Source organism: Flagellimonas profundi, assembly GCF_017313275.1.
GTDB lineage: Bacteria > Bacteroidota > Bacteroidia > Flavobacteriales > Flavobacteriaceae > Flagellimonas > Flagellimonas profundi.
This window is the reverse complement of record NZ_JAFLNM010000001.1, coordinates 884,333-904,095: the sequence shown is the minus strand read 5'-3', so window position 1 is coordinate 904,095 and position 19,763 is coordinate 884,333. Positions and strand designations below refer to the sequence as shown.

The window sequence follows — 19,763 nt, the reverse complement described above, 5'->3', positions numbered from 1 at the left end:
TGTTGAGGGATAAATATTTCTTGCCCTCTTATTTTACTCCAATTTTTGCATAGTAAAATTCAAACTATGCATAGGATAATTATCCCGATATTATTTTTGACTCTCTCCATTTTTCAGGGAACGGCACAACAGCAACAAAAACCCATTACAATTACGGGAAAGGTAGTAGATTCAGATTCCGGACAGCCTCTGGAATATGCCACGTTTGTATTGCAAAGTGCGGAAAACCCTGACCAGGTCACTGGAGGGATAACAGATCTTTCGGGTAATTTTGAGGTAGAAGCCAGTCCTGGTACCTATAATATCAGTGTTGAGTTTATATCGTACAAGACATACTCCCTTCAAGGACAAACTTACAATTCCGATACCAATCTAGGGTCCATCACATTATCCCCAGATGTGGCACAGTTGGCCGAAGTTGAGGTAGTTGGAGAAAAAACCACTGTTGAAGTTCGTTTGGATAAGAAAATCTACAATATTGGAAAAGACCTTACCACAAGTGGAGCAACAATAAGCGACGCTCTTAGCAACGTACCTTCTGTTAATGTTGATATTGATGGTGCCATCAGCCTTCGCGGAAACGAAAATGTTCGTATACTTATCAATGGTAAACCTTCTGCACTTGCAGGTTTTGGATCCACGGAAGCACTCCAACAATTACCTGCAGATGCCATAGAAAAGGTAGAGGTTATCACCAGTCCATCTGCCCGATATGATGCCGAAGGTACTGCGGGTATATTAAACATTGTTTTAAAAAGAGAAAAGACCCTTGGTTTTAATGGTTCTGTTAATGTATATGCAGGTCATCCGACCAATGGAGGTATCACCGCCAATGCCAACCTCAGAACTGACAAGTTCAATTTTTTCACCACAATTGGTTACCGATATAGAGAAGGTCCCGGTAACGGCTTTTTTGATACTAGATATTTTGACCCTAGACAGGATGCTTTTTTGGACAGTATTGCCTATGACAGGAATATCGAGGATCGAAATTATGACCGAATAAATCGCGGGATCAATACCAACTTTGGAATGGAGTATTTCTTTAATAAACAATCTTCCATTACCGCTTCGTATTTTTTTAGAGGAGGAAGCGACGAAGATCTTACCACCAACGCCAACGATTATCTATTGGCCAATAATCCTCAGGTGGGTACAACAAGAAGTGAGCTTGAAACCGAAAAAGATAAGACCCACCAAATATCGCTTAACTACATTAACCGATTTGATGAAGATGGACAGGTATTAACTGCAGACTTTCAATATGCCGTAGATTCTGAAGAACAAAATGGTTTTATATCGGAACCCGTTCGCTACAATAATACCGATAACACGGATATCAATATTCCAAGGGAAGAAACTTACGAAACGCAAGATCAAACGGAATATTTAATACAAAGTGATTATGTCTTGCCATTTGGTGAGGACTCCCAATTTGAAGCGGGGTATCGAGGGAACTTTGAAAATGAAGTTACGGATTACCGCCTTCTTCAAGAAAATGCAAGCGGCATTCTTGAGCTCAATGTGAACCAAACGAATATTTTTGATTACACTCAAAATGTACACGCATTATATTCACAATATGGATCAAAATTTGGTGCCTTCAATTTTCTTTTGGGCCTTAGAATGGAAAGCACTCAATTAAAGGGTAAAATAGAATCTGAACTTACCGAGGAGGAGCTGCAGGAAGAATTTTCATTTCCAATAGATACTGATTTTGACAATACGTATACCGGTCTCTTTCCTACCGTTAACCTCATATATGAGTTTAGTGAAACAGAGAATGTTTCTTTGGGATATAACAGAAGAATCAATCGTCCTAGAGGATGGTTTTTGAATCCCTTTCCCTCTAGAAGCAGTAGAACGAATATTTTTCAGGGTAACCCCAACTTACGACCTGCCTTTTCAAATGCATTTGATTTGGGATATTTAAAGCGATGGGGTAAAATGACCTTGACTTCATCCGTGTATTACCAAAGGGAAACCGACGCATTTCAAAGAGTTCAGGAACAGGTGTTCATTACCGGCCCGGGAGGCTCTCAAGTAGAGGTAGTACGTAACATTCCGTTTAATTTGGCAACCAATAACAGAACCGGTGCCGAACTAGGCCTTCTGTATAATCCTTTTAAATGGCTACGTTTAAATGGAAGCCTTAATTTTTTCAAATTCAGTCTTGATGGTGAATTCAATGGCGTTGACTATAGTCAATCCAATAATAGTTGGTTTGGTCGTTTTAGTTCCAAAGTTACATTGCCAGGGAAAATTGATTGGCAAACCAATGCTTTTTACCGTGGTGCATCTGATGAAGTCCAAGGACGATCAGACGGTATCCTATCCATCAATCTAGCTTTTAGTAAAGACCTTTTAAATGATAATGCCACCATTTCCTTAAATGTTCAGGACCTCTTGAACTCTAGAAAAAGAAGCTCGTTCACAACCACGGATTTTTATGATCAGAACAGTGAATTCCAATGGAGACAACGACAGATAAGAGTTTCATTTATCTATCGCATCAACGAACAGAAAAAACGTGGACGACCCGGCAGGCAGGAGGATTATGAAGAAGGACAATTTTAGAAAAATCCCAAGACTTAAATAAAAAAGCAGCCATTATATGGCTGTTTTTTTTTATAATTCCATATTAAATAATGAATATGGGCAAAAAAAAATAGTTTCCATTTGAATCAACGAAAACTATTTTTATAAACAGATTGAAAATAAAAAGAAGCCAATTTGGCTTCCTTTCGTGTATCTTATTCTTCTAGTTGGGCGCGTTTCGCCTCTTTTCTTTCTTTCATCATTTCCCTTAGGTTACCAATCAACCAGTAAGGTACTACAAAGGTCAATAGGAATATCATCAACCAAAAACCGATTGTCAAAATTGTTAGAAAAGCTAAAAAACCTAAATATTGGTCAAATTCGAACATCTTTACTCCTTTTGTTTTAACAAAGATACTTTCTTCTTATCAAAAAAAGCAAATAGATAGGCAAAAAAAGTGTATTTATCATGATCAGCTACCATATAAATGCCCTATATCCTACCTTTGTAGGACAAAATTTTAAACTATGAGTTTCAGGATTGAAAAAGACACCATGGGCGAGGTAAAAGTACCCGCCGATAAATATTGGGGCGCCCAAACCGAACGTTCCCGAAACAACTTTAAAATTGGTGCTCCGGCATCCATGCCCTTGGATGTGGTGTACGGATTTGCTTATTTAAAAAAGGCCGCGGCCTATACCAATCACGAACTGGGTGTGCTAAGCCAAGAAAAAAGGGACCTTATTGCACAGGTTTGTGATGAAATACTCGAAGGTAAGCACGATGACCAGTTCCCTTTGGTCATCTGGCAAACTGGCTCAGGTACGCAGAGCAATATGAACGTGAACGAGGTAATTGCCAATCGCGCACATGAAATTGCGGGCAAAAAAATTGGAGAAGGTGAAAAAACCATTCAACCGAATGATGATGTGAACAAGAGTCAATCTTCCAACGACACTTTTCCAACGGGAATGCATATTGCCGCCTACAAAAAAATAGTGGACGTGACTATTCCCGGTGTAGAGCAGTTGCGGAATACGTTGCAGAAAAAATCAGAAGAGTTCAAAGATGTGGTGAAGATCGGTAGAACCCATTTGATGGATGCCACTCCCCTAACCTTGGGACAAGAGTTTTCGGGCTACGTTTCCCAATTGGACCACGGCTTGAAAGCGTTAAAAAACACCTTGGCACATTTGAGCGAACTTGCTCTTGGGGGAACCGCTGTTGGTACAGGTTTGAACACACCCAAAGGATACGATGTGCTTGTGGCCAAGTACATTTCTGAATTTACCGGAAAACCTTTTATTACGGCTGAAAATAAGTTTGAAGCCTTAGCGGCACACGATGCAATTGTGGAAAGCCACGGTGCGTTGAAGCAATTGGCGGTTTCCTTGAATAAAATTGCCAACGACATCCGAATGATGGCTTCTGGTCCACGTTCTGGCATCGGAGAAATCATTATTCCTGCCAACGAACCTGGAAGTTCCATAATGCCGGGCAAAGTGAACCCGACCCAATGTGAGGCATTGACCATGGTATGTGCACAGGTGATGGGGAACGATGTGGCCATTGGCGTTGGAGGTACACAGGGACATTACGAGCTTAATGTGTTTAAACCCGTTATGGCGGCCAATATTTTGCAATCTGCCCAATTGATTGGGGATGCTTGTGTAAGTTTTGATGTAAACTGTGCCTCTGGTATCGAGCCAAACTACGATACCATTAAAACCTTGTTGAACAACTCGTTGATGTTGGTGACAGCCTTGAATACCAAAATTGGCTACTACAAAGCTGCCGAGATTGCCAACACGGCGCATAAAAATGGCACCACGCTCAGAGAAGAAGCCATTAACCTTGGTTATGTAACCCCAGAAGAGTATGATGAGTGGGTAAAACCTGAGGATATGGTAGGCAGCTTAAAATAAGTTGCTCAAAGATTGAAGCATAAAAAAGGCCCGTCCAATTTTGGACGGGCCTTTTTAGTATAGTGATAGTGTGTGTTTATTACTTCAATTCGAAGCTGGAAGTACCCAACAATTTCAATTTGCTGTCGTACACATTTACCATGTAGTTTCCATCTTGGAAATCTCCACTTGGCTTGTTTATGTAGTCACAAACATCCAAAGCATCGTTTTCGTAATAGAAGTTGGTTCCTTTACTATATGTTAGGGAAGTACCTTCTTCAGTAGTTTTAGTCAAACCTTCGCCCAAAACGTTACCTTGAGGTCCAAGAACTTCAATGTAGAATTCTCTGTCACCAGCTTCGGCAATTACGTTATCAGCAATAGTAAAACAAACTTTGAACTTATCAGTAGCTCTGGCTCTTCTTGTAGAAACCAATTTACCACTGTTTCTTTCCTTGATTGCATCAACACTAATAGTACTTAGGTTAAGTGCAGAACCTTTTTCAACGGCATCGGCCAATTGAGTGTTCTGGATAATCAAAGAATCGTTGAAAACAGTTTGTTGCTCCAATTCAGCAAAAGTACTGTCTCTTTGCATGGCCAACAAGCTGTTGGACTGAGTCAAGGAATCAACTTGCTTCAATAATTGTTCTCTTTCTTTCTTAAGAACGCTTACTTGTCTTCTGTAACGGGAAAGTGTTGCAATGTCAGCTTTCATGCTGCTTACAGAATCAATGTATTTTGCAATGTTATCTCTAGCTGCAACCAACTCTTCGTTAGTGGCATTGCTTTCCAAAATAGCTTTGTCGTATTCAGACTTCAGGTTGTTCAAATCCTCTACAACCAATTCTTTCTCTTCTGTAAGAGCTTTAGTGGTTTGTTTTTTATCTTGATAAAGACTTACAGTGTAAATAATGGTTCCCAAAAGAACTACACCCAACAGACCGGCAATTACTTTCAATCCGTTATTGTTATTTTTTGTTTCAGTCATAACTTTTAGTTTTAATTGATTCTCGTTTATAGTTTTTAATCAATCGTGTTTGGTTTATATACGCATTGGATTCGCTTTTGGATTATTTGGATAAAAATAATCTTGACAAAAATTATAATTCTGCCCATTATCCCTTATTTTTAAAGGGATTTAAAAAAAGAAATTACCATGAAAAAAAATATACTTTTAATTGCCAGTACCTTACTGATCATCTTGGTTTCATGTAAAGAAAAAGAAAAGAAACAAGAGGAAACTGCAGAGGTCAAGACTGAAATGGAAGAAATGGAGGCTCCTTCCCCTGCGGAAATTGTTCCTATTGAACATGCCACTGCAGTGATTGAATGGGATGGTAACACCATATATATAGACCCTGTTGGTGGCAAGGCCGCTTTTGAAGGTCAAGAATCACCGGACATGATTTTTATAACAGATGTGCACGGCGACCACTTTAATCCCGAAACCCTGAACGAATTGAATCTGGAAGGAGTTCAGATTATTGCTCCCGATGCTGTAAAATTACAAATGGAAGAAGGTTTATCGTCAAAAACCACCACTATGAAAAATGGTGAAACCAAAGAAATGGCCGGTTTTTCCGTAAAAGCCATTCCCATGTACAACCTTCGTGAAGAGGCAAAGGACTTTCACGTAAAAGGTAGAGGAAATGGTTATGTGTTCACCTTTGGTGATGAACGTATCTATTTTTCTGGCGATACAGAAGATATTCCAGAAATGCGCGCTTTGGAAAATATTGACAAAGCCTTTGTATGTATGAACCTACCCTACACCATGACCGTGGAAAGTGCTGCAGATGCCGTATTGGAATTTAAGCCCAAACAGGTATACCCATATCATTTTAGGGGAAGACCCGAGGTTAGTGATGTGGAAAAGTTCAAAAACCTAGTAAACGAAGGTGATTCCAACATTGAAGTAGTGCAATTGGACTGGTATCCTAACGAAGATTATTAGTCCTATGAAATAATAACGGGTTTTCCTCGTTAGAACAACAAACTTAATAACCAAAAAACTTGAATATGGCTCCCAAATCCCATGTTTTAGTAGTTTTGGCAATATTTTTTGCCATACAAGCTACCTACGCTAATCAATGTGATAATTTTTATTCCAAAGTAACTTATGCGCTCAGTCATGGTAAAAAAGCCATGGAAGCCACCAATTTTGAGCACCAAATGTATTATGCCGAAAGAGCTTTGACGGCTCTGGAAAAAGGTGAAACATTCATGGCAGATTGCTCTTGCGTTAAAGCAAAGAACAAAACATTGGATGCCATGGAAACATTGGACAAGGCTATTGACCCCGCTGACTGGGAAGCCGGTAGGTTCTTTACCAAAAAAGCATTGGGCGAAATCAACGAGTTGATTACCATTTTAGATCAATGTACGCTTGGAACTACAACCACCGAGCCGACAGTTGAAGCGGAAGTTGCCTATGAAGAAAACCCTGAAACTGAAGTTGTCGAAACCACTTCGGTAGCATCCATGGAACTGGAAATGATCAAAGTGTTCGAAAAACACGCCGATGATAAACTCCAATCCGCAGAACAGGCTATTGAGCAATTGGTGGAACTTTCCAATTCTATCGGTCCGAGTTCTAATAATGACCAGGACCCAAATAGCTTGGCAGCCCACCAAAAGGCTTATTTAGAGAAAGCGAAAAAGCTATTGGAAGAAGGAATCAAAAATCTCAGCGGGAAATAATTCTTCCTTTTTTAACGAATCAATTTTTTGTATTTGATACGCTTGGGCATGATATCCGTTCCCAAGCGTTTCTTTTTGTTCTCTTCGTAATCAGAGAAAGAACCTTCAAAGAAATACACCTGAGAATCGCCTTCGAATGCAAGGATGTGTGTACAAATCCTATCCAAGAACCATCTGTCGTGGGAGATGATCACCGCACAGCCTGCAAAATTCTCCAAACCTTCTTCCAAGGCACGGAGCGTGTTCACATCCAAATCGTTGGTGGGCTCATCCAAAAGCAATACGTTACCCTCTTCTTTTAAGGTCATTGCCAAATGCAGGCGGTTACGTTCACCACCAGAGAGCATGCTCACTTTTTTATTCTGCTCGCTACCAGAGAAATTAAATCGGCTGAGATAAGCACGGGAGTTCACCTGCTTCCCTCCCATCATGATCAATTCTTGGCTATCGCTAAAGTTTTCCCAGATGGTTTTCTCAGGGTCGATATTGGAGTGCGATTGGTCCACATAGGCCAACTTTGCAGTTTCACCAACAATAAACTCCCCTTTATCTGGCGTTTCTTCCCCCATGATCATTTTAAAAATGGTGGTCTTACCAGCACCGTTGGGACCAATAATACCTACAATACCGGCTTGCGGTAATTTAAAGTTGAGATCTTCATACAGTAATTTGTCCCCAAAAGCTTTGCTCACACCCTTGGCCTCAATTACGTTAGTACCCAAACGAGGTCCGTTCGGAATGTAAATCTCCAACTTCTCCTCTATTTGTTTCTGATCTTGGCTGAGGAGCTTGTCATAATTCTTTAAACGGGCCTTTTGTTTGGCCTGTCTACCTTTAGCGCCTTGACGGACCCAGTCCAACTCACGTTCCAATGTTTTTTGACGCTTGGAAGCTTGTTTGCTCTCCTGCTCCAATCGTTTTGCCTTTTGGTCCAACCAACTGGAATAGTTTCCTTTCCATGGAATTCCTTCTCCACGGTCCAGTTCCAAAATCCAACCAGCAACGTTGTCCAAGAAATAACGGTCGTGCGTTACGGCAATCACGGTTCCTTTATATTGCGCCAAATGGTGTTCCAACCAATGTACGGATTCGGCATCCAAGTGGTTGGTAGGTTCATCCAACAACAACACATCGGGCTCTTTCAACAACAAACGACATAAGGCTACCCTTCTGCGTTCACCTCCAGAAAGCACACTTATTTTTTTATCGGATTCCGGAGTACGAAGGGCATCCATTGCAATCTCCAATTTCGTGTCCAGTTCCCAAGCATTTGCAGCATCAATTTGATCTTGAAGCGCTGCTTGCTTGTCCATCAACTTTTGCATCTTATCGGCATCCTCATAAACTTCGGGCAGACCGAACATATCGTTGATTTTATTGTACTCATCCAAAATGGCCACGGTCTCGGCAACACCTTCCTTTACCACTTCAAGAACGGTCTTGTTCTCATCCAACTGTGGCTCTTGCTCCAAATAACCAACAGAATAACCTGGCGAGAACACCACATCACCTTGATAGTTTTTGTCTACACCTGCGATTATTTTCAACAAGGTGGACTTACCCGAACCGTTTAGACCCAAAATCCCGATTTTGGCTCCGTAGAAAAAGCTTAGGTAAATATTTTTAAGTACAGGGGTATTGGCCGTTTTAAAGGTTTTGGTTACCCCAGACATTGAAAAAATGACTTTCTTATCGTCTGACATTTACTGTAAATTAAATTGTTTATGAAAAAGAGGCTACACTCTACCTTTAAGGGCATTGAAAACCCAAGCTACGGCAAAAAATCCTATTCCAACAGCAGCAAAGCCCCATCCTGCTACTTCATCATATTTAAAAGCTCCAAGTGCGATCATTCCCAAACCAACCAAAATCATAATCCATGTGGCATAGGCCAGCACTGTGTTCTTATTCATTCCCATTGTATAATTTTCTGAAGAATTTCAAATATCGTAAAAATCGGTCTAATGTAAAGTTATTATTAAGGATTATGTTTCAAAAGGAAAGCTTACCCCACATTTTTTCCTTACAGTGTCCAACAACTCCGACAAATCCAGACTGTTTTGATGCGACCAGAGTTCACTCTCGATTCTGTTTTCCTTCAAACATTTATGGACCTCCTGTATTTCGTAGTAATAGCCAATACCGGTTAAAGGCAAACTGACTTCATTGCTTTCATCATCCTTGACCAAGGTATATCCGTCAGCTTCGTGCCATCGTGGGTTCAAGAATAGCTCCCCGGCCGTACCGGATATTTCTGCCTCCATTTTAGAATGGCTTGTAAGTCCACTATAGAGTACTGATTGGGCATCTTTATAATCAAAGATCATACTGGTCTGCAGCTCTGTACCGTTTTTATGGAATTTTGATGTGGCCATGATTTCGTCGGGCATACCCAAAAACAAATAGGAAAGGAAAATGGGGTAAATACCTATATCCAATATACTTCCTGATGCCAAATCAGGGTTCAACAACCTGGAATCCAATTCTTTGTCCAAAGCATAGAAAGCAAAATCGGCGTGAATGTATTTTAAATCCCCAATAACACCATCATCAACAAGTTGCTTGACTTTTTGAATCGAAGGATTGAATCGAGACCACATAGCTTCCATCAAAAAAGCATTGTGCTTCTTTGAGGCATTTACTTGTTCCACCACTTCTTCCCTATTCACACCTATTGGTTTTTCGCATAAAACCCCAATGCCATTCTCCAAGGCCATCACAGATAGGTCTTTGTGAAAATTATGTGGCGTGGCAATATAAACCACATCCACTGTTCCCGACGCAAAGAGCTCATCGTAACTTCCAAAAGCATTTTTTGCACCATATTCTTTTGCAAATTCCTGTGCCCGTTCCAAGGACCGGGACGCTACCGAAGTAACCTCGGCATCCTCCACCTGTTGAAGGTCTTCGACAAATTTCCTAGCTATTTTTCCAGGGCCTACAATGCCCCATCTTATTTTGGTTTCCATATAAATCAAAAGTAATAATTATAACTACGTATCTTTAACCAACTAAAATGAATTCTCGAAAAGAATGGATATAAACTTCAATAAAAACGAAGACCAAAATAAATTAAAGCTTTCCGAACTTAAGCGAAAATTGGCAAAAGTAAAACTTGGTGGCGGTAAAAACCGTATCGAAAAACACCATGCCAAAGGCAAAATGACAGCAAGAGAGCGTATTGAGTATTTACTGGACGATGATGCGGAATCCATTGAAATAGGCGCCTTTGCCGGAGAGGATATGTATGAGGAGCATGGTGGATGCCCATCTGGCGGTGTTGTCGTAAAAGTTGGATATGTGCAAGGCAAACAATGTGTGGTGGTCGCCAACGATGCCACGGTAAAGGCAGGGGCTTGGTTCCCCATTACGGGAAAGAAGAATCTACGTGCCCAAGAAATTTCCATAGAAAACAGGCTCCCGATTATTTATTTGGTGGACAGTGCAGGGGTTTACTTGCCCATGCAAGATGAAATATTTCCAGATAAGGAACATTTTGGCCGCATTTTTAGGAACAATGCCGTAATGAGCAGTATGGGCATCACCCAAATTGCTGCGGTAATGGGCAGCTGTGTTGCCGGGGGTGCATACTTGCCCATTATGAGCGACGAGGCCCTGATCGTGGACAAAACGGGAAGTATTTTTTTAGCAGGAAGTTATTTGGTGAAAGCTGCCATTGGGGAATCCATTGACAATGAAACCTTGGGCGGCGCTACCACACACTCGGAAATTAGTGGGGTAACCGATTACAAAGCCAAAGACGATAAAGATGCCTTGGACAAAATCAAAAACATCGTAGATAAGATCGGAGATTTTGACAAAGCAGGGTTCAACAGGGTCGAGGCGAAAAAACCAGCAGAAAATCCTGACGATATTTTTGGACTGTTACCTGCATCACGTAGTGACCAATACGATATGCTTGAAATTATAAAACGTTTGGTGGACGATTCCGAATTTGAACAGTACAAAGAAGGATACGGACAAACTATTTTAACGGGCTATGCACGTATAGACGGTTGGGCCGTGGGCATTGTGGCCAATCAACGAAAAGTGGTGAAGACCAAAAAAGGCGAAATGCAGTTTGGTGGAGTCATCTATTCGGATTCTGCGGACAAGGCCACCCGGTTTATCGCCAATTGCAATCAAAAGAAAATTCCGCTTGTTTTTTTACAAGATGTTACCGGGTTTATGGTGGGCAGTAAAAGTGAGCACGGCGGCATTATTAAGGACGGTGCCAAAATGGTAAATGCCGTGAGCAATTCGGTTGTGCCCAAATTCACCATTGTGATCGGTAACAGTTATGGAGCCGGAAACTATGCCATGTGCGGTAAAGCCTATGATCCACGGTTGATCGTTGCCTGGCCCAGCGCGGAGCTTGCCGTAATGAGCGGAAATTCGGCGGCCAAAGTGCTTTTACAAATTGAAAAAGCCAGTTTGGAGAAAAGCGGTAAACCTGTTGATGCCGAAAAGGAAAAAGAGCTTTTCGATAAAATTAAAAAGCGCTACGACGATCAAATATCACCCTATTATGCGGCTGCACGGCTTTGGACCGATGCCATCATAAATCCTTTGGATACCCGTAAATGGATTTCCATGGGAATAGAGGCAGCAAACCATGCCCCAATTGAGAAAAAGTTCAATATGGGTGTACTTCAAGTATAATCCTTATCTGCTACTTTGCACAAGTCTTGATGGGAGATTAAAATCGAACAAATGTTGGTTGGCCCCTTTTGTTCCCAACCGATATATGTTGATTTCCTTGCTCTGCAACTTGCTACCATAATTTCGATAGATGGTCACTTTAAGGTAAGATGGTGTCAATTGTTTGTTGCCGTGGTATGTGGTATTTACCTTCCATGTTCCCTGTAATTCATCATCCAATAAAAAGTCGGACATGGAGTACCCTAATTTTTTTTCCGATCGTATGCGTTCCGGCATTTCCACCAAAGTATGCTTCCAGTTGAAATATTGGTTATCCGGGTTTACAAACTGCAGGTCGAATTCCGCTTCGGAATCGTTCCATTCAAACACCAGTCTTGTGGAAAATTGTTCCAACAAACCCTTTGTATTGGATTCTTTTTGTGTTTCGAACAGGTCTTCCATTTCTCTTTCTATCATTTGAGAAAGCTCCGTGCTATCGGAAGAAATCAATCCTTTGTCAATCAAATAGGCAAGTCTCGCAAATACTGAATTTGCTTGGTCCCTATCACCAATATTTTGGTAACTTTTCGCCAAATCAATAAAGCTTTGTGTATAATCTGGTCGCAACAGATATGCCTTCTTGTACATGTGGTGTGCATGCTCGAATCTAGATTGGGATTCATAAATAAATGCCAATGTTTTTATCCAAACTGGATTTGATTCAAAATATGGTAATCCGTCCTTCAAGATGGTATCTGCGGATACCTTGCCGTATTTTTCGAAAAACAATTTATAGGAGTCCAAATAAAAATATGGGATGCCCGAGAAATCTTGTCGATACTTTTGATATACCCTAAAAGCGTTTTCAAGATTGGAGGAATTTTCCATTTCCTTTAAATAGGTTGGCAATTCGTTTTTTATTTCCGACCGAGAAACCACTTTACCGGTTACAAAATTGTTCCTGAGTCTAGCCTGATCGTAGTGTTTTGAACTATTCTTCTCTCTTAATCCATGAACTCCATTTGAGGTGTTTATAATCACCACTCCCCCTCGAGCAATGGGACCATATCGCCAAACCGCTTGAACACCAGGAATTATGCCAACTCGCTTAATATTGGAAATATCTAACCAAATTGGTGGGTCGTTAAAAATATTACCGTCGACCTCGAACAAAGCTGGACTTTTGTTGTTTGATGTAGCACCTCCCCTTAAAAACAGGGTGCGAACAAATTGTCCAGTGAAAGAATTAAAGTGATTTTCCACTTTTATACCCGACCTTCGACTTGCAATGGCATACAACACATCGGAACCTTGATTGAACTCGGATCCATCTATCACCTTTAGGTGATAGGCCGTGCTTGCAGGGCTTAAGTATCCAAATGACGTATTTACAATTGAAGAATCCTTATTGTAATTCATAGCGAGATTCTTCTGCTTGCTGATTTTCTCTGTAACCACAACTTCATCCAACATTTCCACCTTGGGCAGCATGGCAATATTTAAAATCCTGGTCACATCCTCAACAATAATGGTGATTGTGTCCATACCCACGTATGTAAAACGCAATTCCTCACGAGGGGAGGCCTTTATGTTGTATCTACCCTCCTTGTCGGTTGACGTGCCTGTTTCAGTGGTTAAATTGGTCACATGTACATTGGACAACGGATTATCACCATCCGTCACACGTCCGGTAATGGTATTTTGTGCCAGACCTGAGGTCAGGGTAAATACAAGAAACATTATGGAACAAACAGCTTTCAATTATTGGCTACCTTGGTTGTGAGGTTAAAATCGAACAAATGCTGATTGGCCCCTTTGGTACCCATACGAAACACTTTAATTTCTTTGCTTTGCAATTTGCTGCCGTAGTTACGGTAAATGGTCACTTTTAAGTAAGATGGCGTTAATTGTTTGTTGCCGTGATAGGTGGCATTTACTTTCCAAATACCCGGCAGCTCCTCATCCAATATAAAATCGGCCATAGAATAGCCAAATTTCTTTTCGGACCTGATTCGTTCAGGCATTTCTGCCATAGTATGCTTCCAATTGAAATATTGGTTAGCCGGGTTTACAAACTGCAGGTCGAATTCCGCTTCGGAATCGTTCCATTCAAACACCAGTCTTGTGGAAAAGTCATCTTCCTCGTATTTCTTCCTGTTTTTGATCTTTAGAGTGCTGTTTTCCAATTTGAACAAATTCTTGACCTCTCGCTTCATGATCATGCCCAATTCCATACTATCAACGGGCAGCATTCCCTCATCCTGAAGATAGGCATGTCTTGCATACAGGGTGGTAGCCGATTTTGGCTCGCCCACATTGCGATAGCTGTTGGCCATATCGATAAAGCTTTGGGCATAATCCGGACGTAAACAGTATATTTTTTTATAAATGTCATGGGCCTTATCGAACCGCTCTTCTTTTTCCAAAGTATAGGCGAGAGCTTTTAACATTACAGGGGTTTTATCCATTGCTTCAATAAACTCCTCCATAATTTTATTGGCAAAGTCCTCTTCTCCTTGTTGCTCAAAAAAATAAGCGTAGGAATCCAATAGAAAATGAGGATGACTACCATAGATAGCCCGTTTGTTGTTGTATATGGTTTTTGCTTCTGCCACCGAGCTACTTTTTCGAAGTTGTTTCGAATAATTGGGCAATGTCTGATTGGTCACGTTTCCTGTAACATCGCCTTTCTTTACAAAGTTGTTACGAAGCTTTGCATGATCATAAGGCTTATTGTTTTCTCTAGGGGTAATGGTTCCAGTTTTCGTGTTGATGACCACAACACCCCCTAAACCAAGTGTACCATAAAGAGAGGTCGCGATCAATGAAGGAATAAAAGCCATCCTTTTTATATTTCCAACGAACTGAAAGCAATCCACTTTACTTAAAACCATGCCATCCACATCAAAAACCGCTTTTCTTGGGAAATTTATACTTTGAAGCCCTCTCATGGATACAATAAGTTCACCCTTTGGGCTGCAGTATGATTTTACTCCAGCAAATTGACCTTGAATGGCCAAACTTAAGTTGAGTTCTTGATTTAATTCTTCCTCATCGAGAATTCTCATTGAAAAGGCTGAGGCTTCCTTATCCATAAAACCAAAAGCTGATTTTATAATATTTGGATTGGAATCATATTCCAATTTCATTTCCTTTTGACCTTTTAAGATCGTTTTAGATACCGTTACCTCATCCAGTTCCTCGACCTTGGGGTTCATTTTAACATTGAGAATTCGAGTAACATCCTCCACCATGATCGTTACGGTATCCATACCCATATAGGTATATTGGAGTTCTTGACGGGGTTCGGCCATGATTTGATATTGTCCCTCAGCATCAGAAGTCGTCTTACTTCCCGAAGCTAAATTGGCAATCTGAACATTGGACAATGCCGATTTACCATCGGTTACACGACCCGTAATCGTTTTTTGACCGAAAGTCAAACCAGAAAACAAAAGGAAAAAACCTGCGAAAATCAGTAATCTCATAGCAACTTGAAAATTAGATGATTACTAAATTTACGAAAAAATAATCAGTTCCCTAAATGTGATTTTGGTCTTGGAATAAGCAATAATTCGGTTTGTCTGCCATTTATATACCTGAAGCCATCTTCCCCGAAAAAACCAGGCTCCTCCAACATAATTCTAATGTCCCTGTTCCATTCCGGAATGTTCACCGTTGCATTCAGTTCAATGGCATAAGCGGTATTTGGGTTCAAAGGATAATTTTCACCATCATCCTTCATCACTCCACCCTGGGCATCCCACATTCCGATGGTGGTTCCTGCAGAGTGTCCGTACATTCCCAAGGGATGTGTATAAATGGCTGGTCGGAGACCTGAATCCTTTGCATCTTGCAAGGCTTTTGCCAGGATTTCGTTTCCTACCCTGCCCTCGACCATGTTCTGCGTCAAAAAATCCTGTACACGATTACCATCATACAAGGCATTTACCAAAAATGATGGTGCTTCGGTTTCTTCTGGTTTTAAAACGTAGGCCAGTTCCTGACAGTCGGTATTCAAACGTAAATAGGTGATTCCAAAGTCGCAATGCAGCAAATCGCCCCGTTGGATCACTTCATCATCCGGTCTTCCGGAAAATGAATACAAGTGCCCTACCAATTCTTCGCTGGTCCTTTGGACATCCACTGTAGGATGAAACCACGTTTCCAGTCCTAAATCGGTTACCTTTTGGCGCATCCACCATTCTACTTCGGTAGTCGTGGTAACCCCTGGTGTAATCACTTTCTCCGAAAAGGCTTCGGCGATAATATCATGTGTAATATCCGTTAACTGATTAAAAATGGTCATTTCCCTGGGTGTGCGAGTCTCAATCCAACGCACAGCCAACTGTTCAGCAGATACCACTTTGGACTGATATTTTCGGGGAAGGTTGGCCATAAACTCATCATAATCGGTTTTGTCCAGTCCATCGGCAATATTATGGTCTTTGGAAAAATTAAGTCCTATTTTATCCGGATTACGTTCCGCGATCAATTGCATTAAACGTTTCCACTGATCGGGTTCTTTCTCTTTGTCCCAAGCCGATGTAATGCTTTTACCAATATTGTAGCGCGCTACAGCCAATTTATCGATGGTATCTTTATCCTTGTCCCTGTAAAAAAGTAGGATAGTTCTTCTTCGGGCATTCAACCAAGTTGCAGGCAGCATGGTTCGGAGCACGGGGTCTTCATTATATTCGCGGGAAATCAAAACCCACATATCCAACCCTGCATCATCCATTAATTGGGGTAGCAATACATTGAATCGTTCTTCAAGAATTTCATCCACTACCCTCGCCCTTTCCACTTCGGGGAGTATTTGTTGTGAGGATACAATAAAAGGAAGGAGCAGTAACGCTAGTTTTATGGTTTTTTGCATGGTTGATTTTTTTAAAGATTTTGAATGTACAAAACTTATATAAGTTGTTGAAGCGTTTTTTTTCGGTCTACCTTTTTAGTCGAAGTCTCCTCAAATGTTTTTACAAAGTAAATAGCCTTGGGCACCTCATATTTTACGATTCTTTTTTCCCTTTTGATGGCTTGTAGCAATTCTTGTTTGTTGTCTGATTCCCCCTCGATAATCAACACTAATTTTTGACCTAAAGTCTCATCGGAAATACCTGCCACAAAAAAACGTGACTGGATTAGGCTTGATAACTTTTCCTCTATTTTCTCCGGAACCAATTTAATTCCTCCAGAATTGATGATGGAATCATATCGGCCCAACCAATGAAATTTTGTTTTCCCACTCAGTGCTACCAAATCATTGGTGATTATTTTCCCATCTGAAATGTTGGGGGCATCAATCACTAGGCATCCCCTACCATCTTGTGAAACGGTAACATTTGGCAAAACTTCAAAAGGATTGGAAGGTTTTGCATCGATTCTTTTTACTGCAATATGGGTAACGGTCTCCGTCATACCATAGGTTTCATACGCTTTAACGGGTAGCTTGGCAAGCGATTTCCGCAAACTTGAATCCACCGGTGCCCCACCAATAATCAATTGTTTTACCCTGCCCATTTCATTTAGCGAATTTTGGGCTTGAAGGGGGACCATCGCTACAAAATCATACACTTTGTTATTACTGGGCAAGGGATTTGATGATGGTTCCACATAATCCAAATGCAGTCCGAGAACCATAGCACGAACTAACATCATTTTGCCTGCTATTCCTGTGCAGGGCAAACATAAAAGTACTTTTTGCCGGGGTTGTAAACCAAAATATACTCCCGTAGCCCATGCGGAATTGACCATGTGTTGCTTTTTAAGCTCAATGGTCTTTGGGTTGCCAGTAGAACCCGATGTTTGCACCTCTATGGTCGGTGTGCCCGAAATCCAATCCAATAAAAACTTCCCTATTGTCTTTTCAAAAGGCACTCCTTTTTTCACCAATGCTTCGGCCGCCTTGCCAAGTGCTGCAATCGTGCAAGAATCATTGTTCAGTTTAAAATCTGGGTGAATACTATGCCAAGTCGGACTCTCCATCGGTCAATGCTACAAATTCTTCTTTGGACAATACGCGCCCAAAAAGCCTTTCTTTCCAGTTTTTCCAACCATATTTTTTGGAAAAGAACAATAATAAAATAGGATAGACCACAAAAACAGGAATCAATACATCCCAACCCAATACCGGTTCGGATATATCCCTATAAATGGAATTGGTCTGGAAAGCGGTCCAATCAGCTGTTACAAGCAAGGCTGTTATCAAATTATTGGCCGCATGGAATCCAAGTGCCAGTTCAAGGCCTTCATCCATCAGCGTTAAAATCCCCAAAAAGAAGCCTGTTCCTATGTAGTAAATCAAGATGCCCAGACCTAGTTTTTCCACTTCTGGGTTTGCGATGTGCATTAAACCGAACAAACTGGATGTGATTACCAATGGCACCCATCTGTTCTTGGCCATAAGTCCAATTCCCTGCATCATGTGCCCCCTGAACAGGTATTCTTCAAAACTTGTTTGTAACGGAATCAACAGGATGGCTATAATAGCCAATGGAATAAATTTTGAAAGGTTAAAATTAAGTTCGTATTTCTCCGGTGAAAAATAAATATCGATTCCCGTAAGTAAAATGGTAACACCTCCCCATAGTAAAAAGGAATATATAATTCGCTTCCAATCGATATTTTTCCGTGAGGTAGTCAATGATGTAATGGATTGTTGATGGACCAATAATGTCCAACCCAAAACAACAAAAAAACCAACGACCAGTGGCGCCAATAACAGAATCAGCACAAGGTTACTCCCAAATTGATCTATTATTTGTTGCATGGCATCTTCAACATTAACACCTGAGTTTACGGTAATAATGTAATTCCATACCATAAATCCAATGAAACCTACGGGCAGCACCAAGTACTTCCATAAACCTTCATTTCCCTTATATCCTTGCTCTATGTACATATTTTCCGTATTAAGTCCATATCCCAAACTTTTGATTGTCTGTAAAAAAGTTTGCCCTCAGATACTTCCAAGGGACTCTCAATATTATTGGTGAACAGACTCCCTGTTCCCAAACCTTGTGGCATTTTTGTATCCAGAGCGTAGGTAAACTGTGCTATCGCGTTCAATCCAATATTACTCTCCAACGCACTGGTAATCCACCAGCCTATATTCTGCTTTTCAGCCAAAGCTATCCATTGTTTACAACCGTTAATACCACCCACCAAACTTGGTTTCAATATGATGAATTGGGGTTGAATTGTTTGTAGCAATTTCTCCTTTTCCGTTACATCAAAAACCCCGATCAATTCTTCGTCCAGGGCAATTGGAAGCGGTGTTTTTTTACATAGCTCGGCCATTGCTTCCCATTGGCCCGCTTTAATGGGCTGCTCAATGGAATGTATTTTAAAGGCTGATAACCCATTCAATTTGGACATAGCCTCATCTACGGAAAATGCACCATTGGCATCTACCCGAAGTTCTATATCATCTGGCGAAAAATTATCGCGAATGGATTTTAGAATGGATATTTCTTGTTCAAAATCGATAGCACCAATCTTCATTTTGATGCATCCAAAACCAACCTTTAGCTTTTGTTCAAGCTGTTGCAGCATATATTCCGTATCCCCCATCCAAATAAGGCCATTGATCGGAATTGGTGATTCCCTTTTAGTGAAATCCGAAGGAAACAGTTCAAAAGGGTTTTTGGATTGAAGGGATAAAAACGCCTGTTCCACACCAAATTGAATAGAGGGAAACTCGTTTAATTCACTCAAGAGTACATTTTTTCCCAAATGTATGTTGTTACAGGTCCAGGCAAGTTGTTGTTCGTAATCCGGGCGGTCATCCACACTCAACCCGCGTAAAATACCACACTCCCCAATACCTAAAGCATCTTTATCCTCTAAAATGATATACCAAGTTTCCTTTTGGGTCATAACCCCGCGCGAGGTACCGCTGGGAACTTTAAAATCGAGGGTGTACTTTTTATAGCTTGCTTTCATGAAGTAGTCCAAATTTAAGTATATTTTAA

At 40.9% G+C, this 19,763-nt stretch carries 16 protein-coding genes; 5 read left to right on the top strand and 11 right to left on the bottom strand.

Annotation, left to right across the window (positions count from 1 at the left end; translation table 11 throughout):
* Positions 1–66 precede the first annotated feature (66 nt).
* Positions 67–2,577 carry a TonB-dependent receptor gene (locus J0654_RS04125; protein ID WP_207026388.1) on the top strand — a complete coding sequence of 837 codons (2,511 nt, stop codon included), beginning with the start codon at positions 67–69 and terminating at the stop codon, positions 2,575–2,577.
* Between the two features lie 176 nt (positions 2,578–2,753).
* Here the strand turns inward: J0654_RS04125 and J0654_RS04120 are convergent, their stop codons facing one another.
* Positions 2,754–2,927 (bottom strand): hypothetical protein, encoded by a 174-nt coding sequence (locus tag J0654_RS04120; RefSeq protein ID WP_207026387.1) that lies wholly within the window; start codon positions 2,925–2,927, stop codon positions 2,754–2,756.
* 139 nt (positions 2,928–3,066) lie between these two features.
* Here J0654_RS04120 and fumC point away from each other — a divergent pair, with 139 nt between their 5' ends.
* Complete coding sequence (gene fumC, locus J0654_RS04115) at positions 3,067–4,464, top strand: class II fumarate hydratase (RefSeq protein ID WP_207026386.1); 1,398 nt, start codon at positions 3,067–3,069, stop codon at positions 4,462–4,464.
* A 79-nt stretch (positions 4,465–4,543) separates the two neighbouring features.
* Here the strand turns inward: fumC and J0654_RS04110 are convergent, their stop codons facing one another.
* The gene (locus J0654_RS04110; protein ID WP_207026385.1) at positions 4,544–5,434 is read right to left on the bottom strand and encodes a hypothetical protein; all 891 of its coding nucleotides are present in this window, start codon (positions 5,432–5,434) and stop codon (positions 4,544–4,546) included.
* A gap of 168 nt (positions 5,435–5,602) precedes the next feature.
* Between J0654_RS04110 and J0654_RS04105 the strand changes: the two genes are divergently transcribed.
* Entirely contained in the window at positions 5,603–6,400 is a 798-nt protein-coding gene (locus J0654_RS04105; protein WP_207026384.1) for an MBL fold metallo-hydrolase, read from the top strand.
* Positions 6,401–6,465: 65 nt separating this feature from the next.
* Positions 6,466–7,146 (top strand): hypothetical protein, encoded by a 681-nt coding sequence (locus J0654_RS04100; RefSeq protein ID WP_207026383.1) that lies wholly within the window; start codon positions 6,466–6,468, stop codon positions 7,144–7,146.
* A gap of 11 nt (positions 7,147–7,157) precedes the next feature.
* Here the strand turns inward: J0654_RS04100 and ettA are convergent, their stop codons facing one another.
* The 3 genes from ettA to J0654_RS04085 all read right to left on the bottom strand — a co-directional run bounded on the left by ettA (position 7,158) and on the right by J0654_RS04085 (position 10,115).
* Positions 7,158–8,849 (bottom strand): energy-dependent translational throttle protein EttA, encoded by a 1,692-nt coding sequence (gene ettA, locus J0654_RS04095; RefSeq protein WP_207026382.1) that lies wholly within the window; start codon positions 8,847–8,849, stop codon positions 7,158–7,160.
* A gap of 33 nt (positions 8,850–8,882) precedes the next feature.
* Positions 8,883–9,065 carry a CAL67264 family membrane protein gene (locus J0654_RS04090; RefSeq protein ID WP_041801594.1) on the bottom strand — a complete coding sequence of 61 codons (183 nt, stop codon included), beginning with the start codon at positions 9,063–9,065 and terminating at the stop codon, positions 8,883–8,885.
* A gap of 66 nt (positions 9,066–9,131) precedes the next feature.
* Positions 9,132–10,115, bottom strand: coding sequence for a Gfo/Idh/MocA family protein (locus J0654_RS04085; RefSeq protein ID WP_207026381.1), 984 nt, complete (start codon positions 10,113–10,115; stop codon positions 9,132–9,134).
* Between the two features lie 64 nt (positions 10,116–10,179).
* Between J0654_RS04085 and J0654_RS04080 the strand changes: the two genes are divergently transcribed.
* Complete coding sequence (locus tag J0654_RS04080; RefSeq protein ID WP_207026380.1) at positions 10,180–11,808, top strand: acyl-CoA carboxylase subunit beta; 1,629 nt, start codon at positions 10,180–10,182, stop codon at positions 11,806–11,808.
* A gap of 3 nt (positions 11,809–11,811) precedes the next feature.
* Here the strand turns inward: J0654_RS04080 and J0654_RS04075 are convergent, their stop codons facing one another.
* The 6 genes from J0654_RS04075 to J0654_RS04050 are packed head-to-tail and all read right to left on the bottom strand — an operon-like array spanning position 11,812 to position 19,734.
* Entirely contained in the window at positions 11,812–13,527 is a 1,716-nt protein-coding gene (locus J0654_RS04075; protein ID WP_207026379.1) for a carboxypeptidase-like regulatory domain-containing protein, read from the bottom strand.
* A 17-nt stretch (positions 13,528–13,544) separates the two neighbouring features.
* Positions 13,545–15,275 carry a carboxypeptidase-like regulatory domain-containing protein gene (locus J0654_RS04070; protein WP_207026378.1) on the bottom strand — a complete coding sequence of 577 codons (1,731 nt, stop codon included), beginning with the start codon at positions 15,273–15,275 and terminating at the stop codon, positions 13,545–13,547.
* 44 nt (positions 15,276–15,319) lie between these two features.
* Positions 15,320–16,666 (bottom strand): M24 family metallopeptidase, encoded by a 1,347-nt coding sequence (locus tag J0654_RS04065; protein ID WP_207026377.1) that lies wholly within the window; start codon positions 16,664–16,666, stop codon positions 15,320–15,322.
* A gap of 35 nt (positions 16,667–16,701) precedes the next feature.
* Positions 16,702–17,775, bottom strand: coding sequence for an AMP-binding protein (locus J0654_RS04060; protein WP_207026376.1), 1,074 nt, complete (start codon positions 17,773–17,775; stop codon positions 16,702–16,704).
* Complete coding sequence (locus J0654_RS04055) at positions 17,753–18,691, bottom strand: CPBP family intramembrane glutamic endopeptidase (protein ID WP_207026375.1); 939 nt, start codon at positions 18,689–18,691, stop codon at positions 17,753–17,755. Before J0654_RS04055 ends, J0654_RS04060 begins: the two co-directional genes overlap by 23 nt.
* On the bottom strand, positions 18,682–19,734 hold the full coding sequence (locus J0654_RS04050; RefSeq protein WP_207026374.1) for an o-succinylbenzoate synthase: 1,053 nt from the start codon (positions 19,732–19,734) through the stop codon (positions 18,682–18,684). Before J0654_RS04050 ends, J0654_RS04055 begins: the two co-directional genes overlap by 10 nt.
* Between the last annotated feature and the right edge of the window lie 29 nt (positions 19,735–19,763).